Below are 18,153 nucleotides of genomic sequence, written 5' to 3'. Positions count from 1 at the left end.
CCGGTCAGGCGCCATGCGGATCATGCGATGCCGGCGCGGCGGCGGGGCGCGGCGCCGGCCGGTCCAGCGGGCGCACGTGCCATACCGCGAACGGCAGTTGCGCGGGGTCGAGGCGGATGCGCTGGTGCTTGCCCTGCAGCTCGAAGCGCTGGCCGCGCATCAGCTCGTGCACGGCCACGCGCGCATGGTCGGGCAGGCCCCACTCCCACAGCGGCAGCTCGATATCGGTGTCGTGCGCGTTGCGCGGGTCCAGGTTGACCGCTGCCAGCAGCACGTCGTCGCCGAACAGGTACTCGGTACCCGGAACGAAGCGCGCGAACCACAGCACGGCATCGCTGCCGGCATGGTAGAAGCGCAGCCCCAGGTGGCTTTGCAGCGCGGGATGGCCGGCGCGGATCTCGTTCAGGCGCGAGATCTCGGCGACGATGTTGCCGCGCTGGTGCCAGTCACGGGCGCGCAGCTGGTATTTCTCGGAGTCGAGGTATTCCTCGCGCACCTTGCCGTCGAGCACGAACGGCGCGCTCTCGCACAGCTCGAAGCCGTTGTACATGCCCCATAGCCCCGACAGCAACGTGGCCAGCGCCGCGCGGATCAGGAACGCGGGGCGGCCGCCGTGGTGCAGGAAATAGGGATTGATGTCCGGCGTATTGACGAAGAAGTGCGGGCGGAAGAATTCGCGCAGCGGGCTCTGCGTCAGCTCGGTCAGGTACTCGGTCAGCTCCCACTTGGTATTGCGCCAGGTGAAGTAGGTGTACGACTGGCTGAAGCCCAGCTTGGCCAGCCGTGCCATCATCTTCGGCCGCGTGAAGGCCTCGGCCAGGAAGATGGTGTCGGGGTGGTGCGCGCGCACGTCGGCGATCATCCATTCCCAGAATGGCAGCGGCTTGGTGTGCGGGTTGTCGACGCGGAAGATGCGCACGCCGTGGTCGGCCCAGAACATCACCACGTCGCGCAGCGCCTGCCACAGCGCGGCGCCGGCGGGCGGCGCGGCGTAGAAGTCGACGTTGACGATGTCCTCGTACTTCTTGGGCGGGTTCTCGGCGTAGCGCAGCGAGCCGTCGGGGCGGTGCGCGAACCATTCGGGATGGTCTTTCAGCCACGGGTGGTCGGGCGAGCACTGGATCGCGAAATCGAGCGCGATCTCCAGGCCGTTCGCCGCGGCGGCGTTGCACAGGCGGCGGAAGTCTTCGAACGTGCCCAGCTCGGGATGCAAGGCATCATGCCCGCCTTCCTCGCCGCCGATTGCATAGGGGCTGCCCGGTTCGCCGGGCTCGGCGCGCAGGCTGTTGTTGCGGCCCTTGCGGTGGGTGCGGCCGATGGGGTGGATCGGCGTGAAGTAGAGCACATCGAAGCCCATCGCGCGGATTGCGGGCAGCCGCGCGATGACATCGTCGAAGGTGCCGTGGCGCTGCGCATCATTGCTTTGCGAGCGCGGGAACAGCTCGTACCAGCTGGCGTAGCGGGCGGCGAGGCGGTCGGCTTCCACCGGCAGCGCCACCGGGTGGCGCGAGGCGAACTGCCTGCCTGCCGGCGTGGCCATGTGGGCCTGCATGGCGGCAGCGGTGCGTGCGGACAGAAGGAGTTCCAGGCGTCGCTCGTCATCGCCCGCGGCGGCGGTCAGTTCGTCGACGATGGCGGACAGTTCGCTGTCCGGGGGAGGGGCCTCGCCATTCTTCCGGCCATTGCCTTTGCTTCGTTTGTTGCCGTTCTTGCCCTTCTTGCCTTCAGGCGGCAGCAGCGCGTCGGCAATCAGCCGGGCGCCTTCCTCGGTCTCCAGGCTGACGTTGAGGCCGGCCGCGCGCTTCTTGCCGATTTCATCGAGCCAGCTGGCATAGGGATCGCGCCAGGCTTCGACCGTGAACTCATGCCGGCCCAGCGCCACCAGCGGGAAGCTGCCTTGCCAGCGGTCGTTGACCACATGCCGCATGGGCGCTTCGTGCCAGTCGGTCTCGCCAGGCGCACGCCACAGTACCGCGGCGGCGAGCTTGTCGTGACCGTCCATCCAGATATCGGCGCTGACTTCCACGCGCTCGCCCACCACGCGCCGCACGGCGAAGCGGCCGTCGTCGCACGCGGGTTCGATATGCTCGATGGCGATGCGCGGCGATTCCATGGCGGCGACCACGCTGCCCAGCCCGGTTGCGGTGAGGGTCTCGTGCCCGTGCGGCGCGCGCGCGTCGGCGCGCGGCATGCCGGGCCGGGTCAGCGGCACCGGCGGCGCTTCAAACAACCGGATGTCGGCGGGTGCAAGCGTGATCGACCCCAGCGCATCGAGCCGGTTGCTGGCATCGAGCGTGCCGCCGGGTCCGCCCGGTGTGGCTTCGAGGTGGGCGCTGGCATGCGGCAGCGCGCTCAGCACGCGGTCGGCGCCGAGCGTGCCGGGCTTCATCGGGTCGGGATTGAGGACCACCGTCAACGCCGCGGCGTCATCCGGCTCGGCGAAGCCATTGCCCGTGGCGGGGTCCGCGCACAGGCCGTTCGGCGCTGGCAGCCTTGCCAGCACTGTCAGCGGTGCTTCCGGGCCGCTCAGCAGCCGCACCGCCAGCGCCGGCGCGGGGTCGCGCGAGGCGAGCCAGGTGGTCGCTTCGAGCAGTTCATGCGTGATGTCGTAGGGTGCCCCGTCGTGGCTGGCGCCATCCGGAGCGAGCGGGTCGCGCGCCAGCGTTCCGCCGGTTTCGAAGCCGGCCGGCACCAGGATGCCGTCGCCGATGGCGGCGGCGGTCCACAGAGCGCGGCGTGCGCTGAGCGCATCCTGGCTCGCAGGGGTCAGCGCCGGAGCCGCCAGCACGCGGCCGAAGCGGCGCAGCCGCGCGATTTCCTCGGTCAGCCAGGCGCTGCGGAAGTCCCACCACGGCAGCGAGCAGAAGGCGCCATCGAAGCCGGCGGGGGCGAGGTCGTCCAGCTGGGCGGGGGTCAGGCCGGGCGTCCACGCCAGCAGCAGCGGCGTGCCGCGCGCTTCAGGCGGCGCGGCGTGGCTGCGCAGGGTGTCGGCCAGCGTTGCCCAATGCCTGCCGGGCACGCGCGCCGGCGCCCGGCAGCAGAAGCCGGCGGCGCCCGAGGCCCATGCCAGCCGCAGGCGCGCGGCCCACCATTGCACCAGGGCATCGGCCACTTGCGGGTCATGCCAGCGCAGGCGTGCGCCGGGAAGATGATTGTCGGTTTCGTGGGGGGCGAAGGCGGGGGCCGCGGTATCGATCCAGGCGGGATCGGGAGCGCCTTCCCCATCGGCGCTGTAGCGGTCCAGTGAGATGTCGAGCAGCGCCGCGAGCCCATGCCGGGCGCACGCCGCCAGCGTGTCAGTCCCCGACAGGTGCGGCCAGCCGCCGATCAGTACGTGGTCGAAGCCCAGCGCGGCCACGCGTTGCAAGGCGCGTTCGTCGGCATCAGGGGTTCCGGTCAGGTCGATCTGGCAGATCCGCACAAAATCCTCCCGGTTTCAGCTCCGGCGGAGCAACAATGACCCGCCCGGCGCCACACGGCCAGCCGGCGGGATGGCAAAGCCATGCGAAGTGCGTGCCAGCACGCCCGCTCGATAGAAGATATGCGGCGGGGCCCCGCCGCGCCAAAGATTTTCCGGCGTAAGGCTCATGTGCGTCTGACGCTACCGCTTGTAAAAAGTACCGGGTACGTCATGACCAATGGCAAGAAAGTGGCCGCGCCGGCCATGCGGCGCGGAGGCGCTTTGCCCGGTACGCTTCTTGCCCGGTGTCGTGACGGACAACCGGGGAAACATGCATGGACTGGTGGCTGGAGGCCGCGCAATGGCCGGCGATGGTGGTGACGGTGCTGGCCACCTGGCTGGTGGGTTCGCGCTCCCTTGGACGGCGTCGCGCGGGGTTCTGGGTGTTCCTGGCCAGCAACGTGCTTTGGATCGCGTGGGGATGGCACGGTGATGCGTATGCGCTGATCGTGCTGCAGCTGGCGCTCGTCGTGATGAACCTGCGCGGCATGCGCGAAACACGCAAGGCCTGGCAAGCGTCTTCGCGCCAGGCCTTTGGCGCGCCGCGCGACAGCACTGGCAGCGCAGGCGCAGAGCCACTATCCTTGTCCCGCACCGACATGCGCCATGTCCGGGGCGCCCGCCAGCAACCGCCGGCCTCCGCCGGCCCCGATCGATGACTTCACGGGTCCGGCCGCGGACCAGGCAGGTGTGCGATGGCAAAGAAAAAGATCCTGGTGCTCAACGCGCTGATCGCGATCTCGCGCGAGGGCGAGCACGATTGCCGGCGCGCCGCACACGCCGCCGCCAACCCGCATCTCAAGTCGCTGCTGACCAGCCGCGCCAATGCCTTCGCATTGGCTGCGCAGGAACTGCAGGCGTGCCTGCTGGAACTGGGGCAGGTGCCGGAGGCCATGCCGGCGGCAGCCTGTCGGGGCGGGAGCGGCAAGCACCGCTCGGACCGCGCCATCCTGCTCGCGGTCAGCAAGGGCGAGCAGGCGGTGCAACGGCGCTATGCGCGCGCACTGCGTGCACATGTGCTGGGCTCGCGCCTGCGGGCGGTAGTGCGGCGCCAGTATCGCGGCGTGCAGGTCAACCACGAGCTGTTCCGCGTGCTGCGCGAGCAATACCGGGCGCAGCCGGTGCGCGCGTAACCGGTCACCTGACCGGTCACCATCGGAACATCGTCGGGACACTCCTCCCACCATGCCCACTGCCGCCTCTGCCGACCTGCAAGCTTTCGAGCATGCCGTGCGCCTGGTGCTGATGTACGGCCTGGTGCCGCTGTGGCTGCTGGCCGGCGCAGGCGACTGGCTGTGCCATCGCCTCACGCACATCGAGCGCAACGCGGGCGTGCGCGAGTCCTTGCTGCACATGCTGATGCTGGCCGAGGTCGGCCTGCCGCTGCTGATGGTGCTGTTCCTGGAGGTCAATGCGCTGGTGATCGCCGTCGTCCTGGCGGCGCTCGTGATCCACGAAGCCACGGCGTGGTGGGACGTGCAGTACGCCAGCAAGCGCCGCCATATCGCGCCAGTCGAGCAGCATATGCACAGCCTGCTCGAAGTCCTGCCGATGGCTGCCGCCTCATACGTGGTGGTGATGTACTGGGGCCAATTCCTGGCGCTGTTCGGCGCCGGCAGCGAACCGGCGCGCCTGGCGCTGGCGTGGAAGCCCGTAGCGCTGCCGCCGGGCTATCTGGGCGGACTGTTCATCGCGGTCGTCTTGCTCGCCGGCCTGCCCTACCTGGAAGAACTGTGGCGCTGCCACCGCTGGCGCAAGCGCGAGCGTGACGCCGCGCTGGCGCAGGCGACCCGGGCGCTGCGCGGGGATAGCTGAGCAGCGCCCGTCGCGCGAGGGCCTGTCCGCTGAAGCCCCGCCACGATTGCGCCCAATGCATGCGCTCGATGCATGCGCAACGGCATGCGCTTACTGCTTGGTCGCCGGGTCCGGCGAATCGCCCTTCGGGCCGCTCGGCGCATCGGCGGTCGGTGCCGGCGGCGCGCCCTGTTCGCGTGGCTTCTTGCTGCGGGCGGTGTTGGCCTGCTTGCCGGATTTGGACTTGGACTTCTTGGCGGTGTCCTTGGTGGTGTCGGTCGGCGCCGTGGTCATGTCGGTGGCGGCCGGCTGGTTACGCGAGGCGCCGGCGCCTTCGATCGGTGGCGCACTCGGGTTCGGCGCGGTAGGCGAGGCCGGAGCCTGTTGGGCGAAGGCCGGCAGGCAGAGCGCAGTGCCGACGACCAGTGCCGTGGTAGCGAGGGTGCGTTTCATGATGGTCTCCATTGCAAGACTACGTCGGTCGGGCCCAGGGCCCTGGGTTATGCCGTTGCGCCCGCAGGCGTGTCCGGCAATTCATCGGGCGCCGCGGCGCGGTTGCCTTCACCGCGGCGCGCCAGTTCGTGGTAATGGCAGATCCGGGCCAGCGCCCAATCCGCCGCGGCTTCCCGCACGGCATTGCGTTCGCCGGGAAAGCGGCGGGTTTCCGTGAACACCGCCACGCCCGCGGGCGCGTCCTCAAGGGCGCGGCCGGCACGGCCGGCGTGACCAGGCCTGCGGAAGACCCATGCAAAGCATTGCGTGCCGGCCGGGGTGTCACCGTCGCCGCCGTCGTCGGCCACGCCGGTGTTCGCCAGCGCCAGGTCGACGCCGGTGAGCTGCATCGCGCCCAGCGCCATCGCGAGCGATACTTCTTCGCTTGTCAGTCCGTACCGGCGGATGGTTCCCGACGGCACGCGCAGCAACTGCTCCTTCGCCGATGGCGAATACGCGACGATGGCGCAATACAGGACATCGCCGCAGCCAGGCACTTCTGCGATGCGCGATGCAATCAGGCCCGCGGTACAGGATTCCGCGGTCACTACGTGGATGCCGTGGCGCCTGAGGTAACGGGCGATGCCGCGGTTATCGCCCGAGCCTGCGCCTGCGTTGCGTCGGGTCATTGACGCCGACTCCGCGACCGGACCGGCACGCCATTGCCGCGCGAGACGGCCGGCGCTGCCGGTGCGGCAGGATGGTTCTTCGCCGGCTCATCCTCCTTGGACCGGCGCACGAACGTTACCTTGCCGTCGCGCTCCAGCACGACGCGCGTCAGGTCGGCAAAGCTGTCGGTCTGCAGCGTAGCGCGCAGGTTGGCCTTCAGGTCTTCCTCGGTAAGCATGGCACGGCCGATCCGCTTGCGATCCAGCTGGCCCTGGTGCAGCAGGTCCAGCGCATACCCGCCTGTGGCGCGGTCGAACGCGGGATAGCGGCCCGAGAGCCAGCCCACTGCCCGGTGCAGCAGCACCAGCACGAGTGCGGCCGCGAATGCCACCGTGAGCGAGGTTGCGCCCACCACCGCGCGTGACAGCACGGCGCCCAGCAGCAGCACGATGCACAGGTCGAACGAACTCTTCTGCGCGAAGGCGCGGCGGCCCGCCAGCCGAAGCATGGCCCACGTGGCGATGAAGATCACCGCGGCGCGCACCGCGCCTTGCCACCACTGCAGCTCGTCGCCTTCGCCCACGGCGCGGCGCACCATATCGAGCACGATTTCCATGACGTCCATGACGGCATCCGGAATGGAATTGATGGCAGCGGCGGCACTTTCCGTGCCAGCGCCGCGGCACCGGCGAAGCGCCGCCCAGCGGTCGTCGCAATGCCGCGCCGGTGCCGCAAGCGAGGAAAAAAGTACATGCAGCGCCAGCAGCCGCCTGTAAAAGCTGCGTGGCCGCGCGCGCTGCACATGGCCGCGGATGGTGGCGGATGGTGGCGTCTATCTTGCATGTCCTGCACCAGCACACATTGCAGAGGCGCACGGAGACACCTATGCCAGACCCGACGCACAAGCCGAACCAGCCGGCGCCGGATGCACCGCGCAAGCAGCGCTATCCCGGCGATCCCGCCGATGTCCGCAAGGGCCAGGTGAGCGAGCCGCTGCCGCGCGAAACTTTCCGGCAGCGCTTCATGGCGCGCTTTACCGACCCCGCCTACCGTGACGAGGATGAAGCCCTGGCGCGGCTCGAGCGCATTGCCTGGGAGGCTTACCGCGAGGGTCGCAAGGCGCCGCTGAAGCACAAGGCCGGACCGGGCTATGCCGATCCGGAGTATGAGCTGTCGGACGAATGGCGCGCGGCCAGCGAGGCGGTCCGCGTGGCGCAGCAGCTGCAGGCCGACCCTGCCACGCCCTCGCGCGTGCTGCTGGTCTGTGCCGCCGCGCGCAACGACTACACCTGCCCCGGCGAGATGTCCAAGTCCTGGCGGCTGGCGCAGCGCGCGCGGGCAACGCTGGAAGCGCAGGGCATCGAGGTCGATGTGCTCGACCTGAGCCTGCTCGCTTCCGATGCCGACTTGCGCATCCATCCGTGCAAGGGCTGCGTCTCGACGTCGATGCCGCTGTGCCACTGGCCCTGCAGCTGCTACCCCAACCACGCGCTCGGCCAGGTCAACGACTGGATGAACGACATCTATCCGCGCTGGGCAGGCTGCCATGGCGTGCTGATCGTCACCCCGGTCTACTGGTACCAGGCCAGCAGCCCGCTGAAGCTGATGATGGACCGGCTGGTCTGCGCCGATGGCGGCAATCCGGATCCGACCAGCACGCAGGGCAAGGACGTGGTGCGCGCCAAGTCGATCGAACTGGCGGGGTGGGATTATCCCAAGCACCTGGCCGGCCGTACCTACGGGCTGGTGGTCCACGGCGACGTGGCCGGCATCGAAGGCGTGCGCCGCGCGCTGTCCGACTGGCTCGACTGGATGGGCCTGATCGACGCCGGTCCGCAGGCGCGGCTGGACCGGTTTATCGGCTACTACAAGCCATATGCCACCAGCCATGTGGAACTCGACGAGGATGACGGCGTGCTCGGCGAGGTGGACAACGTGGCGCGTGCGCTGGCGTGCGCGGTGCAGCAGTTGCGCGCCGGCAAGCTCAGCGAGCCCGACCGCGGCCTGGTGCCGCCGCGGCAGAAATAGCGGCGCTACAAATCCCGGCACGGCAAGCGGAGACGACAATGGACCGTAGAGACAACCGGCGCGGACCACCCTGGCACGAAAGCCCCGTGCCGGACACCGACATGCGCAGCCACTACGTGGGCGCCTATGGCGTCTACGACTATGACGAGCCGGTGGACCCCGGCGAGTTCGGCGGCACGCAACACTGGCAGCGCGGCGGCGCGCCAGATGCACGCGCCCGGCAAGCGCCGCGCGGGCGCGATCCCTACCGCCAGTTCACCGGCTACAACGAGCGCATGGACCTGTATCGCGGCGGAACGCGCCAGGCGCGCCCTGTGCGCCCAGTAGGTCCGCGCAACTACCGGCGCAGCGATGCGCGCATCCTCGAGGACCTGTGCGAGCAGCTCGCGCGCAGCGCCCGGCTGGAGGTGGAAGACGTCGAGGTGCGGGTGGAGCAGGGCGTGGTCACGCTGGAGGGCAGCGTGCCGCATCGCCAGCAGAAGTACCGGATCGAGGACATCGCGGACGAGATCTACGGCGTCACCGACGTGGTGAACCACCTGCGCGTGGCGCGGGGCGAGGCTACGGCCGCGCATCCGGGGCATGGCATGCGCATGTACTGACGCCGGAGGCTCACGCATGCAGGATCCTTCCAATACGCCGCCAGCCAATCCGCGCGGCACCGCTGTCACCGCCGCTGACGTCGAACTGCAGGCAGCGCTGTGCGCGCGCCTGTGGGACAGCGGCCTCGATGTCAGCGAGATCGCGCTGAACGTCGCGGAAGGTCGCGTCACCATCGAAGGCGCGGTCGGCACGCAGGCGGATCGCGCGGCGATCGAGGCGAGCATCCGCGAGTCCGGCGGCGTGCGCGAGGTCGTGAATCATGTCAGCGTGGCGCCGGACCGCACCGGCGGGTGAGCGGCGGTCGCGTGACACCGGCCGCGCCCGCCAGCCGCTATAGTCCGGACGGCCACGTCTCCGGTGCGCCAGGCGCCGGACTGGCCGGCAAGGCCGGGACCGCACGCGTGTGGTCGAACCACAGCAGCGCATCGAACTGCCGCGGCAGTGCCGCGCGCGCATAGTGGCTCTGCAATTCGGTTTCGGGCCGGTAGATGACCCCGATGAAGCGCTCCTGCCGCGGCGGCAGCAACGCGGTGCGGGCGTCTTCGAGCGGCCCGCTGCGCGCGCCGCGCAGGTCGAGCCAGCATTGGGCGTGGCCGGCCTGGTGGAACAGGTGCTCGTAGCTGTCGGGCCGTCCGGGGCGCACGGTCTTGATTTCCATCTGGCCATCCCACCACGTCGCGGCGGCTACCGTGCCGGCATAGGTGCTCAAGGCAACCAGCGCCGCATCATCGCCGAAGGTTTCCCGGCACAGCTGGCCGATATTGAGCTGGCCGTGCAGGGTTCCCATTTCGGTGTGCGAGGCATCGCCGATGTGTGAGTTGTGCGCCCATACCACGGCGCGCGAATCGGGTCCGTGCGCATGCAGCAGTTGCATGAGCGTCTCGAACATGTGCGTGTCGCGCAGGTTCCAGCTGTCGTCGCTGCCGTGGTACATCACGCGGTAGTAGCGCTCTGCCGATGCAACCAGCCGCGCATTCTGTGCGGCATCCAGGTAGTCTTCATGGCCGGCACGGGCATAGGCCAGGCGCTTGTCGAGCAGCTCCTGCAATTGCCCGATGACGGCTTCCTCGCAGTCTTCATGGGTGCCGTGCAGCACGGCGCGGCCATAGCGCGCCGGGTCCCGGCCCCAGGGTTCCAGGCAGGCGTAGCGCTCGCGTGCGGCGCGCGCGGCCTCAGGATCGACGCTGTCCAGGTAGGCCAGCACCGCCGCGATGGAGGCACGCAGGCTGTAGATGTCCAGCCCGAAGAAGCCGGCGCGCTGCACCGGGGGCAGGGGCGCGTTGTGCGCGTGCAGCCAGCGGATAAAGCGCGCGACTTCGAGATTGCGCCACATCCACACCGGGAAACGCGTGAACGCTTCGGCCGGCGCTTGCGCCGGCTGCGCGGGCCGGCCGCGGACATGGCGGTCGACCGCCGCGGCGTCGGGCCAGTCCGCTTCCACCGCGACGATGCGGAAACCGTGGCGCGCCACCAGCTGCGCCGTCAGCGCGGCGCGCGCGTGGTAAAACTCCGCGGTACCGTGCGTGCTTTCGCCAAGCAGCACCACCCGGTGCGCGGCCAGCGCTTCGGCCTGCACCGCGAGTGCATTGGAAAAGGGTCCGGAGAAGGGGTTCTGCGCGGGGTCGTCGACTTGCGGCAGCGGCACCGCCGCGGCTGCGATCGCGGCAGCCGCGTGCATTTCGTCCCAGTGCGGTGGCATGGATGCGCCTGCGCAGGATCGCGCGCCGGAAACGCTATCCGGCTAGGCCGGAATTAGCCCGGTATGGTGCGCGGATCGTGGCCGAAGCTGTTGCGCGAGCGGATCTGGCCATCGCGGCCATGGACCAGCAGTTCAACATGCTCGCGCTGCGCCTGCGCAGTCGCGGCGGCGATGGCTTCTTCCTGCGTGTCGTGGTGGGATTCTGCGTAGCGGGCCCCTTCATGGATGACATCCCAGCCATCCCGATGCGGCACGACGTGTATGCTGGTGCCCATTTTGCTGTCTCCTACGGCTGTCTATGCTTTCATTGTGGGCGATGTACGGCGGCTGTCTATCCGGCGGCGTCTGACAGGCCGGCCGCAACCCGGCCGCACACCCGGACGCAACCCGGACGCTGGGTGGAGGGCAGCAAGCCCGACTTTTTCATGGAAATTTCTGGTTATTTGGCGCCCCTCTTGTAAGCTGGACTTGGATCGCATTAGAGGAGCGGACCATGCGTGCAAGATTTGCCAGGGGACTGACGCAGTCGCCGGTGACCGTGGTGGCCCGGGCGTTCGACGGAGAAGCGGTGCAGGCCCCCCAGATTGGCGACCTGGTGACCGTGTACAGCCAGGACCAGGACACCGAATTCAATATCCGCCTGTGCGAGGCCGTCGAGCCCGGCCGCTGGCGCGGCGTGGTCTACGCGATCGGCCGCGGACAGGACGTGCTGGTGACGGCCGAAGGGCTGGAGATCGATGATGTGGTCGAGGTGATGCGCGAGGAGATCGCGCAGGTCATTCCCTGCGGCCGGTCCCACTGAACGCCGCACCCGCGCGGGTGCGGACATTCCGGTTTGACGAAACCCGTTGCAGGCCCTTGCTGCAGGTTAATCCTGCCGGGCCTGGCGGGATCCTTGCGCGGGCTGGCGCGGCACGCCCAGCCACATCGCGAGCCCGCTGGCGAGCAGCAGTGCCGCCAGCAGCAACAGCGCATGGTCGAGGCTGCCGGTGCGGGTCTTGATTTGCCCGATCACCCACGGGCTGACGATGCCGCTGGTGATGCCGACGCTGCTGATCACGGCGATGCCGGCCGCGGCCCCCGCGCCCGGCAGGTAGCTGGGCGGCAGCGACCAGAACACCGGCAGAGCGGCAAAGATCAGCACGGCGGCAACCGACAGGATCGCCAGCATCATGGCCAGGCTGGAGGGGTGCAGCGTGAGCGCGGCCAGCGCCAGCGCGCCGCCGGCGGTGCACAGCAGGAAATGGCGGTGGCGCTCGCCGGTGCGGTCGGAATGGCGCGCGATCAGGATCAGCCCGACCGCACCGACGGCATTGGGCACCACCGAATACAGGCTGACCGACATCACATCGGTGATGCCGAAGTCGCGGATGATCAGCGGCATCCAGAAGCTCAGCGCAAGCGATCCGCACGTCAGCGAAAAATAGATAAGGGCGAACAGGTACACGCGCGGGTTGCGCAGCACCTGGCGCAGCGCCTGCAGCGAATGGCCGCCTTTCCCCGCGTCGGCCGCGCTGGCCGACCCGCCCGCCGCGGCGCGCGTCAGGTATGCGCGCTCATCGGGGCTGAGCCAGCGGGCCTGTTCCGGACCATCCACCAGGCAGCGCGCGGCAATCAGCCCCAGGAAAACCGCGGGCGCACCTTCGATCGCGAACATCCACTTCCAGCCTTGCAGGCCGAGCACGCCGGCCATGTCGCGCATGATCCAGCCCGAGACCAGGCCGCCGAGCACGCCCGCCACCGCCACGCCGGCAAAGAAGATCGCCATCACCGCGGCGCGGCGCCGTGCCGGGAACCAGTAGGTCAGGTAGAGCACGATGCCGGGGAAGAAGCCCGCCTCGAACACGCCCAGCAGGAAGCGCAGCGTGTAGAACTGCGCCGGCGTCGACACGGCCATCATGCCCACCGAGGCCAGGCCCCACAGCACCATGATGCGCGTGAAGGTGCGGCGCGCGCCGAAGCGCGCCAGCAGCATATTGCTCGGCACCTCGCACAGCACGTAGCCAACGTAGAAGATCGCGGCGCCCAGCCCGTACATGGCGTCGCTGAAGCCCAGGTCATGCTTCATCTGCAGCTGGGCGAAGCCGATGTTGATGCGGTCCAGGAACGAGACCACGTAACAGACGAACAGGAACGGGATGATGCGCAGCCACACCTTGCGGTAGAGCGCGTCTTCCTCGCGCGCCGCCAGCGTGGGCGGGGCAGTGATGTTGGCGGGCGTCAGATGCAGGGACGCAAGATCCCCTGAGACCGGATGGCTCATGCTGTTGTCTCCGTATTTTCGGTAGCTGCGGTGGTGGCTGCGCGTGTCGCGCCTGGGTGGTTGCAGCCAGGGAATGGCGCCGCCGGGCGCGTCTGTTGCGCGCTGGCTGGCGGACCCGGGTCAGGCCGGGGAAAGAGCGGAGCGGGGCGCGGCGTGGCCGCGCCCGTGGCGTGTCAGGCGGCCGGCGCCGCAGTGCCCGGCATGTCGGCCACGCCTTCGCGCGCGGCCTGCAGCGCGGCCAGCAGCACGTCGTGGTCGCCGATATGGTTGGCCAGCAGCAGGATCAGCTGCGCGTTGGCGGCCTGGCTCTGGGCGTCGTCGAGATCGCGGTGCATCTCGATCAGCGCTTCGTAGAAATCGTCGGGCCGGGCAAGGTTGGGTTGCGTATTGAGGGTGGCGGGCATGTTGTGGTCTCCTGTTCTCGAGCGGTCCGGCGTGCCTCAGGCGGCGATCCGGCCAGGGGCCGCGGCCAGGCCGGCACCGGTGGCACGCGCCAGCGCGGCGCGGATCGCGGCGGGGTCGGCGCGCCGCCAGCGCGCGCACACATGCTGGTCGGGCCGCACCAGGTAGCAGGTGCCGGGCGCGGCGCCGTAGCGGGCCGCGGCGAGGCCCTGGTCGTCGCGCAGCACGGTGGCGTTGGAACAGGTCATCGCCGGCTGCGCCGCGTCCGTGACGTAGACCAGCCGCAGCGGCACGTTGCCCTGGCTGAGCGCGGACAGGTCGGCCAGCGTGGCGGCGTCGATGGCATCGGGATTGCCGAACAGCAGCACGGTGAAGTCCTGTCCCAGGTGCGACAGCAGCCAGCCGGCACCCTGCGGCCCGGATACCGGCGCGTCGGCGCAGACCGCGCCGGGCACCATGCCGCCGGCATACCCCTCATCGGCATCGCCGGTGTTCAGCGGCGAGCCGTGCAGCACCGCCGGCACCGACAGGCGGCCGCTGTTGACCAGGCCGCGGGCAAAGGCGTGCCGCTTCGACAGCGTCAGCACCGCATCGCGGAAGACGCGGCTGACGGGGCTCTTGGGCGTGATGAAGTCGGTGGCGCGGGTCGAGTTCAGGAGGTTCTCGTCGGCGGCGTATTCGCGCTCGCTGGCGTAGGTATCGAGCAGGCTGTCGGCAGCGTGGCCCTGCAGCACGTAGGCCAGCTTCCACGCCAGGTTCTCGGCGTCCTGCACACCGCTGTTGGCACCGCGCGCCCCGAACGGCGAAACGCCGTGCGCCGAGTCGCCGGCAAACAGGATATTGCCGTGGCGGAAGCTGTCCATGCGCAGGCACGAGAAGGTGTACACGCTGACCCATTCCAGCTCGAACTTGACGTCCTTGCCGAGCAGTGCCTGCACGCGCGGGATCACGCGCTCGGGCGATTTCTCCAGCACCGGGTCGGCGTCCCAGCCGAGCTGGAAGTCGATGCGCCAGACATTGTCCGGCTGGCGGTGCAGCAGCACCGACTGGTTGGGGTGGAAGGGCGGGTCGAACCAGAACCAGCGCTCGCTGGGGAAGTCGGCTTCCATCTTCACGTCGGCGATCAGGAAGCGGTCGCGGAAGGTGCGGCCCTTGCTGTCCAGCCCGAGCAGCTTGCGCATCGGGCTGCGCGAACCGTCGGCCGCCACCACGTAGCGCGCGGCCAGCGGGTAGCTGCCTTCAGGCGTCTCGACGGTCAGCACGGCGCCATCCGCGCGCTGCTCCAGCCCGACCACCTTGTTGTGCCAGCGGATCTCGATATTGGGCAGCGCCTGCGCGCGCTCCAGCAGGAAGCCTTCGACGTAGTACTGCTGCAGGTTGATAAAGGCCGGGCGGCGATGCCCGCTTTCCGGCAGCAGGTCGAAGCTGTAGACCTGCTGGTCGCGCAGGAATACCTTGCCAACGTTCCAGCTCACGCCCTTGTCCACCATGCGCTCGCCGCAGCCCAGCCGGTCGAAGATGTCCAGCGTGCGCTTGGCGAAGCAGATGGCGCGCGAACCGGTGGACAGCGTGCAGTCGTCGTCGACCAGCACCACGCGCACGCCGCGCTGGGCCAGGTCGATGGCGGTGGCCAGCCCGATCGGACCGGCACCCACCACCACGACAGGATGGACCGGGCCATCCGCCTGCCCGGCACGCTGTTCCGCGCAGGGTTGGTACTCAAATGACAACCGCTGGTAGTCGATGCTGCTCATGCCTGTCTCTCCATCCAACTCTGTGTTGCTTCGTTGCCCGACTTGTTATGGGTCTTCGGCCGCTCAGTCCTGCAGCGCGGCCCACATTTCCTTGTCGCGCTGCGCGGTCCAGATGCGCGGGTGGCGGATGCCGCTGGCCTCGTCATAGGCGCGCGAGACGTCGAATGGCAGGCAGTGTTCGTAGATGAAGACATGGCCGAACTTCGGGTCCATGGCCTGGCGCGTATGCGCCATCGCGGCCTTCAGGTCGAGCTTCTCGGCCACCGCTTCCTTGCCCGACTGGAACAGCGTGGTGACGAAGTCCTTGGTGTAGGCGAGGCCCTTCCTGACCTCTTCCGGCGTGGTCAGCGCGGGGCCGCGGCCGGGAACCAGCTTCTCGGGGTTGAGCGCCTGCAGCGCGTCGAGCGTGGCGGGCCATTCTTCGAGCTGGGCGTCGCCGCAATAGCAGGCGGCGTCGTACTCGACCAGGTCGCCGGAGAACAGCACCTTCTGCTGCGGCAGCCAGACCACGGTGTCGCCCTTGGTGTGGCCCGAGCCCAGGTGGGCGATGCGCACTTCCAGCTTGCCGAGGAACAGCGTGATTTCCTTCTCGAACACCAGCGTCGGCCAGGTCAGGCCGGGCACGGTCTCGACGCCGGCAAACAGGCGCGGGAAGCGCTCGATCTCGGACCTCATGTCCGCCTCGCCGCGCTCGACGATCATTTCCCAGGTGCCGCGGCTGGCGATGACCTGCTGCGCGCCTTCGGCGAAGTAGGCAGATGCGCCCAGCACGCGCACCGCGTGGTAGTGCGACAGCACTACGTACTTGATGGGCTTGTCGGTAATGGTGCGGATGCGCGCGATCAGGTCCTGCGCCATCGCCGGCGTGGCGGTGGTATCGACGATCAGAACGCCGTCGTCGCCGATCACGACGCCGGAATTGGGGTCGCCCTCGGCGGTGTAGGCCCAGGCGTTCTCGGACAGCTGGGTGAAGGTGACTTGCTTGGCTTCGAGGTCGGCCTGGGATGCGAATGCCTTGGACATGGCGTCTTCCTTTGTGTGTGGGGGAGGCAAGACGGCACGTGCGCGCGGCGGGTGTACCGCAGTTCGGGGCTGGCGGCACGGGCTGTCTCGCCCCCGTTTCTATGGGTCTTCCACGCGGCGGTGCCGGCGTGTTTCGACGGGGTAGTGCAATCTTAGGAAAGACCGTTTAATTAATCAATAGCTAATTCGTTCGTCTATAGCAAATAATGGTGCGACACGAGACCAGCGGATCGCGTACCGCGCGATCGCGGGTTTACCCCGATTCGAAGGCGCGTGGATGGCGTTCGATTAATATCCGGGTTTTCCGATCACACAAGGTGGCGATGGCCAGGGGCAAGGCAACCGGCGCGGCCGGCAACGCTGACAAGGAAGGAAAGCCGGAAAAGGCTGACAAGGCCCAGCGCGGCATCCAGAGCGTGGAAGTCGGCGGCCGGCTGCTGGCCGCGCTGGCGGCGGCGCGCGTACCGATGCCGCTGGCCGCGCTGGCCGAGGCCGCGCAGCTGGCGCCGGCGCAGGCGCACGCCTACCTGGTCAGCCTGACGCGCCTGGGCCTGCTCAAGCGCGACCATGTCTCCGGCCGCTACGAGCCCGGCCCGCTATCGCTGCAGCTGGGCATGCTGCGCCTGGAGCAGGATCCGGCCTACCGCGCCGCGGTGCCGCGCGTCGACGCGCTGGCGCGGTCGTCGGGCTTCAGCGTGGCCATCAGCATCGCCGGGCCGCAGGGGCCGACCATCGTGCGCTACGTGCCTGCCAGCGCGCCGCTGCACGTGAACCTGCACGTGGGCACGGTGATGGCGCTGGCGGCCACCGCCACCGGCCGCGTCTACTGCGCGTTCCGGCCGCCGGCGCAGTGGCAGCCGCTGTGGCGCACGCAGCAGCCGGACGCCACGGAGGCGCAGTTGGCTGACTTCGGCGCAGTGCTGCAGGGAATCCGCGAACGCGGCATCGAGCGCAGCATCGACACGCCCAGCCCCGCGGTCAGCAGCCTCAGCGTGCCGGTGCTGGACGCTGCCGGGACGCTGCGGCTGGTGCTGACGCTGGTTGGCTCGACCGGCGCCATCGACGTCGACTGGAATGGCACGGCCGCACGGGCGCTGATGGCAGCAGCGGCCGATATCGCAGCGTTGCTGCGTGCGGAAGGCGCGGAGGAGGCAAGCGCGGCATGACCCCGACCCGCATACCCGACCCGGACGGCATCGCCGGCCCGGATGCCGAAGCCGAAGGCGGCAAGCCGCAGCGCGGCATCCAGTCTCTCGACAGCACCGGCCAGTTGCTGGGCGCGCTGGTCGCGGCGGGCCGTCCGCTGGCCTTGCGCGACCTCGCGCTGGCTGCCGGCATGCCCCCCGCCAAGGCGTTCCCGCACCTGGTCAGCCTGCAGAAGACCGGACTGCTCGCGCGCGATGCCGCCGGCAACTACCTGTGCGGCCCGCTGGGGCTGGAGCTCGGACTGGTCGCGCTGCAGCGGCTGTCGCCGACGCGCGAGGCCGAGCCCGAAGTGATCGAACTGGCCGGCACCACCGGCCTGAGCGTGGCCATGGCCGTGCTGGGCCCGATGGGTCCGACCGTGGTCAGGCTGGAGGAATCGGCGCGGCCCCAGCATGTCAGCCTGCGCGTCGGCACGGTGCTGTCGCTGGTCCATACCGCGATCGGCCGTACCGTGGCCGCGCACCTGCCGGGCAACGTGCTTGCCGGGCTGCTGCAGACCGACTACCTGCGCATGGCCGGCGCTGCCGTCGGGCAGGTGCTGGGGGAAGACGGAAAGCCTGCGCCCGACTACGCCGCCCGCCTGGCCAAGGTGCGCGAGGCGCAGATCGACAACGCGCTGAGCCACCCGGTGCCGGGCATCGATACGCTGGCGGCGCCGGTGTTCGATCACACCGGCAGCCTGGCGCTGGTGATCGCGGTGATGGGATCGAGCGGCAGCTTCGACAGCGGCACCGAAGGCGCGCCCGCCGCGCTGGTGCGGCAGGCGGCGCGGCGGTTGTCGTGGCGCTTCGGCGCGTTGCGCGGCGCGGCCGGCTGAGCC

General features: G+C 69.4%; 19 protein-coding genes. 9 read left to right on the top strand and 10 right to left on the bottom strand.

The window, feature by feature from the left end:
* Nucleotides 1-4: 4 nt before the first annotated feature.
* Nucleotides 5-3,421 carry an alpha-1,4-glucan--maltose-1-phosphate maltosyltransferase gene (locus tag E0W60_RS01905; RefSeq protein WP_135702840.1) on the bottom strand — a complete coding sequence of 1,139 codons (3,417 nt, stop codon included), beginning with the start codon at nt 3,419-3,421 and terminating at the stop codon, nt 5-7.
* A 314-nt stretch (nt 3,422-3,735) separates the two neighbouring features.
* Between E0W60_RS01905 and E0W60_RS01900 the strand changes: the two genes are divergently transcribed.
* Genes E0W60_RS01900 through E0W60_RS01890 form a run of 3 tightly spaced genes read left to right on the top strand, consistent with a single transcriptional unit; the run spans nt 3,736 to nt 5,275 of the window.
* Nucleotides 3,736-4,119: a hypothetical protein gene (locus E0W60_RS01900; RefSeq protein ID WP_133094503.1), complete on the top strand. Its 384-nt coding sequence runs from the start codon at nt 3,736-3,738 to the stop codon at nt 4,117-4,119.
* 36 nt (nt 4,120-4,155) lie between these two features.
* Nucleotides 4,156-4,593 (top strand): PA2169 family four-helix-bundle protein, encoded by a 438-nt coding sequence (locus E0W60_RS01895; RefSeq protein WP_133094504.1) that lies wholly within the window; start codon nt 4,156-4,158, stop codon nt 4,591-4,593.
* A gap of 52 nt (nt 4,594-4,645) precedes the next feature.
* The gene (locus E0W60_RS01890; protein WP_135702839.1) at nt 4,646-5,275 is read left to right on the top strand and encodes a diguanylate cyclase; all 630 of its coding nucleotides are present in this window, start codon (nt 4,646-4,648) and stop codon (nt 5,273-5,275) included.
* A 90-nt stretch (nt 5,276-5,365) separates the two neighbouring features.
* Here the strand turns inward: E0W60_RS01890 and E0W60_RS01885 are convergent, their stop codons facing one another.
* The 3 genes from E0W60_RS01885 to E0W60_RS01875 are packed head-to-tail and all read right to left on the bottom strand — an operon-like array spanning nt 5,366 to nt 6,980.
* On the bottom strand, nt 5,366-5,707 hold the full coding sequence (locus E0W60_RS01885; protein ID WP_133094506.1) for a hypothetical protein: 342 nt from the start codon (nt 5,705-5,707) through the stop codon (nt 5,366-5,368).
* A gap of 47 nt (nt 5,708-5,754) precedes the next feature.
* Entirely contained in the window at nt 5,755-6,375 is a 621-nt protein-coding gene (locus E0W60_RS01880) for a CinA family protein (RefSeq protein ID WP_133094507.1), read from the bottom strand.
* Entirely contained in the window at nt 6,372-6,980 is a 609-nt protein-coding gene (locus E0W60_RS01875) for a DUF421 domain-containing protein (RefSeq protein ID WP_135702838.1), read from the bottom strand. Before E0W60_RS01875 ends, E0W60_RS01880 begins: the two co-directional genes overlap by 4 nt.
* Nucleotides 6,981-7,240: 260 nt before the next feature.
* On the opposite strand from E0W60_RS01875, the gene E0W60_RS01870 reads away from it, so the two are divergent.
* Genes E0W60_RS01870 through E0W60_RS01860 form a run of 3 tightly spaced genes read left to right on the top strand, consistent with a single transcriptional unit; the run spans nt 7,241 to nt 9,280 of the window.
* Nucleotides 7,241-8,383 carry a flavodoxin family protein gene (locus E0W60_RS01870; RefSeq protein WP_135702837.1) on the top strand — a complete coding sequence of 381 codons (1,143 nt, stop codon included), beginning with the start codon at nt 7,241-7,243 and terminating at the stop codon, nt 8,381-8,383.
* A gap of 38 nt (nt 8,384-8,421) precedes the next feature.
* Nucleotides 8,422-8,985, top strand: coding sequence for a BON domain-containing protein (locus E0W60_RS01865; protein ID WP_135702836.1), 564 nt, complete (start codon nt 8,422-8,424; stop codon nt 8,983-8,985).
* 16 nt (nt 8,986-9,001) lie between these two features.
* On the top strand, nt 9,002-9,280 hold the full coding sequence (locus tag E0W60_RS01860; protein ID WP_135702835.1) for a BON domain-containing protein: 279 nt from the start codon (nt 9,002-9,004) through the stop codon (nt 9,278-9,280).
* Between the two features lie 37 nt (nt 9,281-9,317).
* Here E0W60_RS01860 and E0W60_RS01855 read toward each other — a convergent pair whose 3' ends face one another.
* Nucleotides 9,318-10,685 carry an erythromycin esterase family protein gene (locus E0W60_RS01855; RefSeq protein ID WP_135702834.1) on the bottom strand — a complete coding sequence of 456 codons (1,368 nt, stop codon included), beginning with the start codon at nt 10,683-10,685 and terminating at the stop codon, nt 9,318-9,320.
* A 53-nt stretch (nt 10,686-10,738) separates the two neighbouring features.
* Nucleotides 10,739-10,960 carry a DUF2188 domain-containing protein gene (locus tag E0W60_RS01850; protein ID WP_133094513.1) on the bottom strand — a complete coding sequence of 74 codons (222 nt, stop codon included), beginning with the start codon at nt 10,958-10,960 and terminating at the stop codon, nt 10,739-10,741.
* Nucleotides 10,961-11,178: 218 nt separating this feature from the next.
* Here E0W60_RS01850 and E0W60_RS01845 point away from each other — a divergent pair, with 218 nt between their 5' ends.
* A complete protein-coding gene (locus tag E0W60_RS01845) occupies nt 11,179-11,487 on the top strand; it encodes a hypothetical protein (protein WP_133094514.1) in 309 nt (102 codons plus the stop codon).
* Nucleotides 11,488-11,553: 66 nt separating this feature from the next.
* Here the strand turns inward: E0W60_RS01845 and E0W60_RS01840 are convergent, their stop codons facing one another.
* The 4 genes from E0W60_RS01840 to E0W60_RS01825 form a co-directional block, all read right to left on the bottom strand.
* The gene (locus E0W60_RS01840) at nt 11,554-12,948 is read right to left on the bottom strand and encodes an MFS transporter (protein ID WP_135702833.1); all 1,395 of its coding nucleotides are present in this window, start codon (nt 12,946-12,948) and stop codon (nt 11,554-11,556) included.
* 173 nt (nt 12,949-13,121) lie between these two features.
* Nucleotides 13,122-13,352 (bottom strand): DUF2783 domain-containing protein, encoded by a 231-nt coding sequence (locus tag E0W60_RS01835; protein WP_133094516.1) that lies wholly within the window; start codon nt 13,350-13,352, stop codon nt 13,122-13,124.
* Between the two features lie 36 nt (nt 13,353-13,388).
* A complete protein-coding gene (locus E0W60_RS01830; protein ID WP_135702832.1) occupies nt 13,389-15,104 on the bottom strand; it encodes an FAD-dependent oxidoreductase in 1,716 nt (571 codons plus the stop codon).
* Nucleotides 15,105-15,167: 63 nt separating this feature from the next.
* On the bottom strand, nt 15,168-16,127 hold the full coding sequence (locus E0W60_RS01825) for an MBL fold metallo-hydrolase (RefSeq protein ID WP_135702831.1): 960 nt from the start codon (nt 16,125-16,127) through the stop codon (nt 15,168-15,170).
* 323 nt (nt 16,128-16,450) lie between these two features.
* Here E0W60_RS01825 and E0W60_RS01820 point away from each other — a divergent pair, with 323 nt between their 5' ends.
* Both E0W60_RS01820 and E0W60_RS01815 read left to right on the top strand, forming a co-directional pair.
* Complete coding sequence (locus E0W60_RS01820) at nt 16,451-17,293, top strand: IclR family transcriptional regulator (RefSeq protein WP_135702830.1); 843 nt, start codon at nt 16,451-16,453, stop codon at nt 17,291-17,293.
* A complete protein-coding gene (locus E0W60_RS01815) occupies nt 17,290-18,150 on the top strand; it encodes an IclR family transcriptional regulator (protein ID WP_133094520.1) in 861 nt (286 codons plus the stop codon). The genes E0W60_RS01820 and E0W60_RS01815 overlap by 4 nt, the downstream gene beginning before the upstream one ends.
* Nucleotides 18,151-18,153: the final 3 nt, after the last annotated feature.

This window comes from Cupriavidus oxalaticus (assembly GCF_004768545.1).
Taxonomy (GTDB): Bacteria; Pseudomonadota; Gammaproteobacteria; order Burkholderiales; family Burkholderiaceae; genus Cupriavidus; species Cupriavidus oxalaticus_A.
This window is presented reverse-complemented; position numbering and strand designations above follow the sequence as displayed.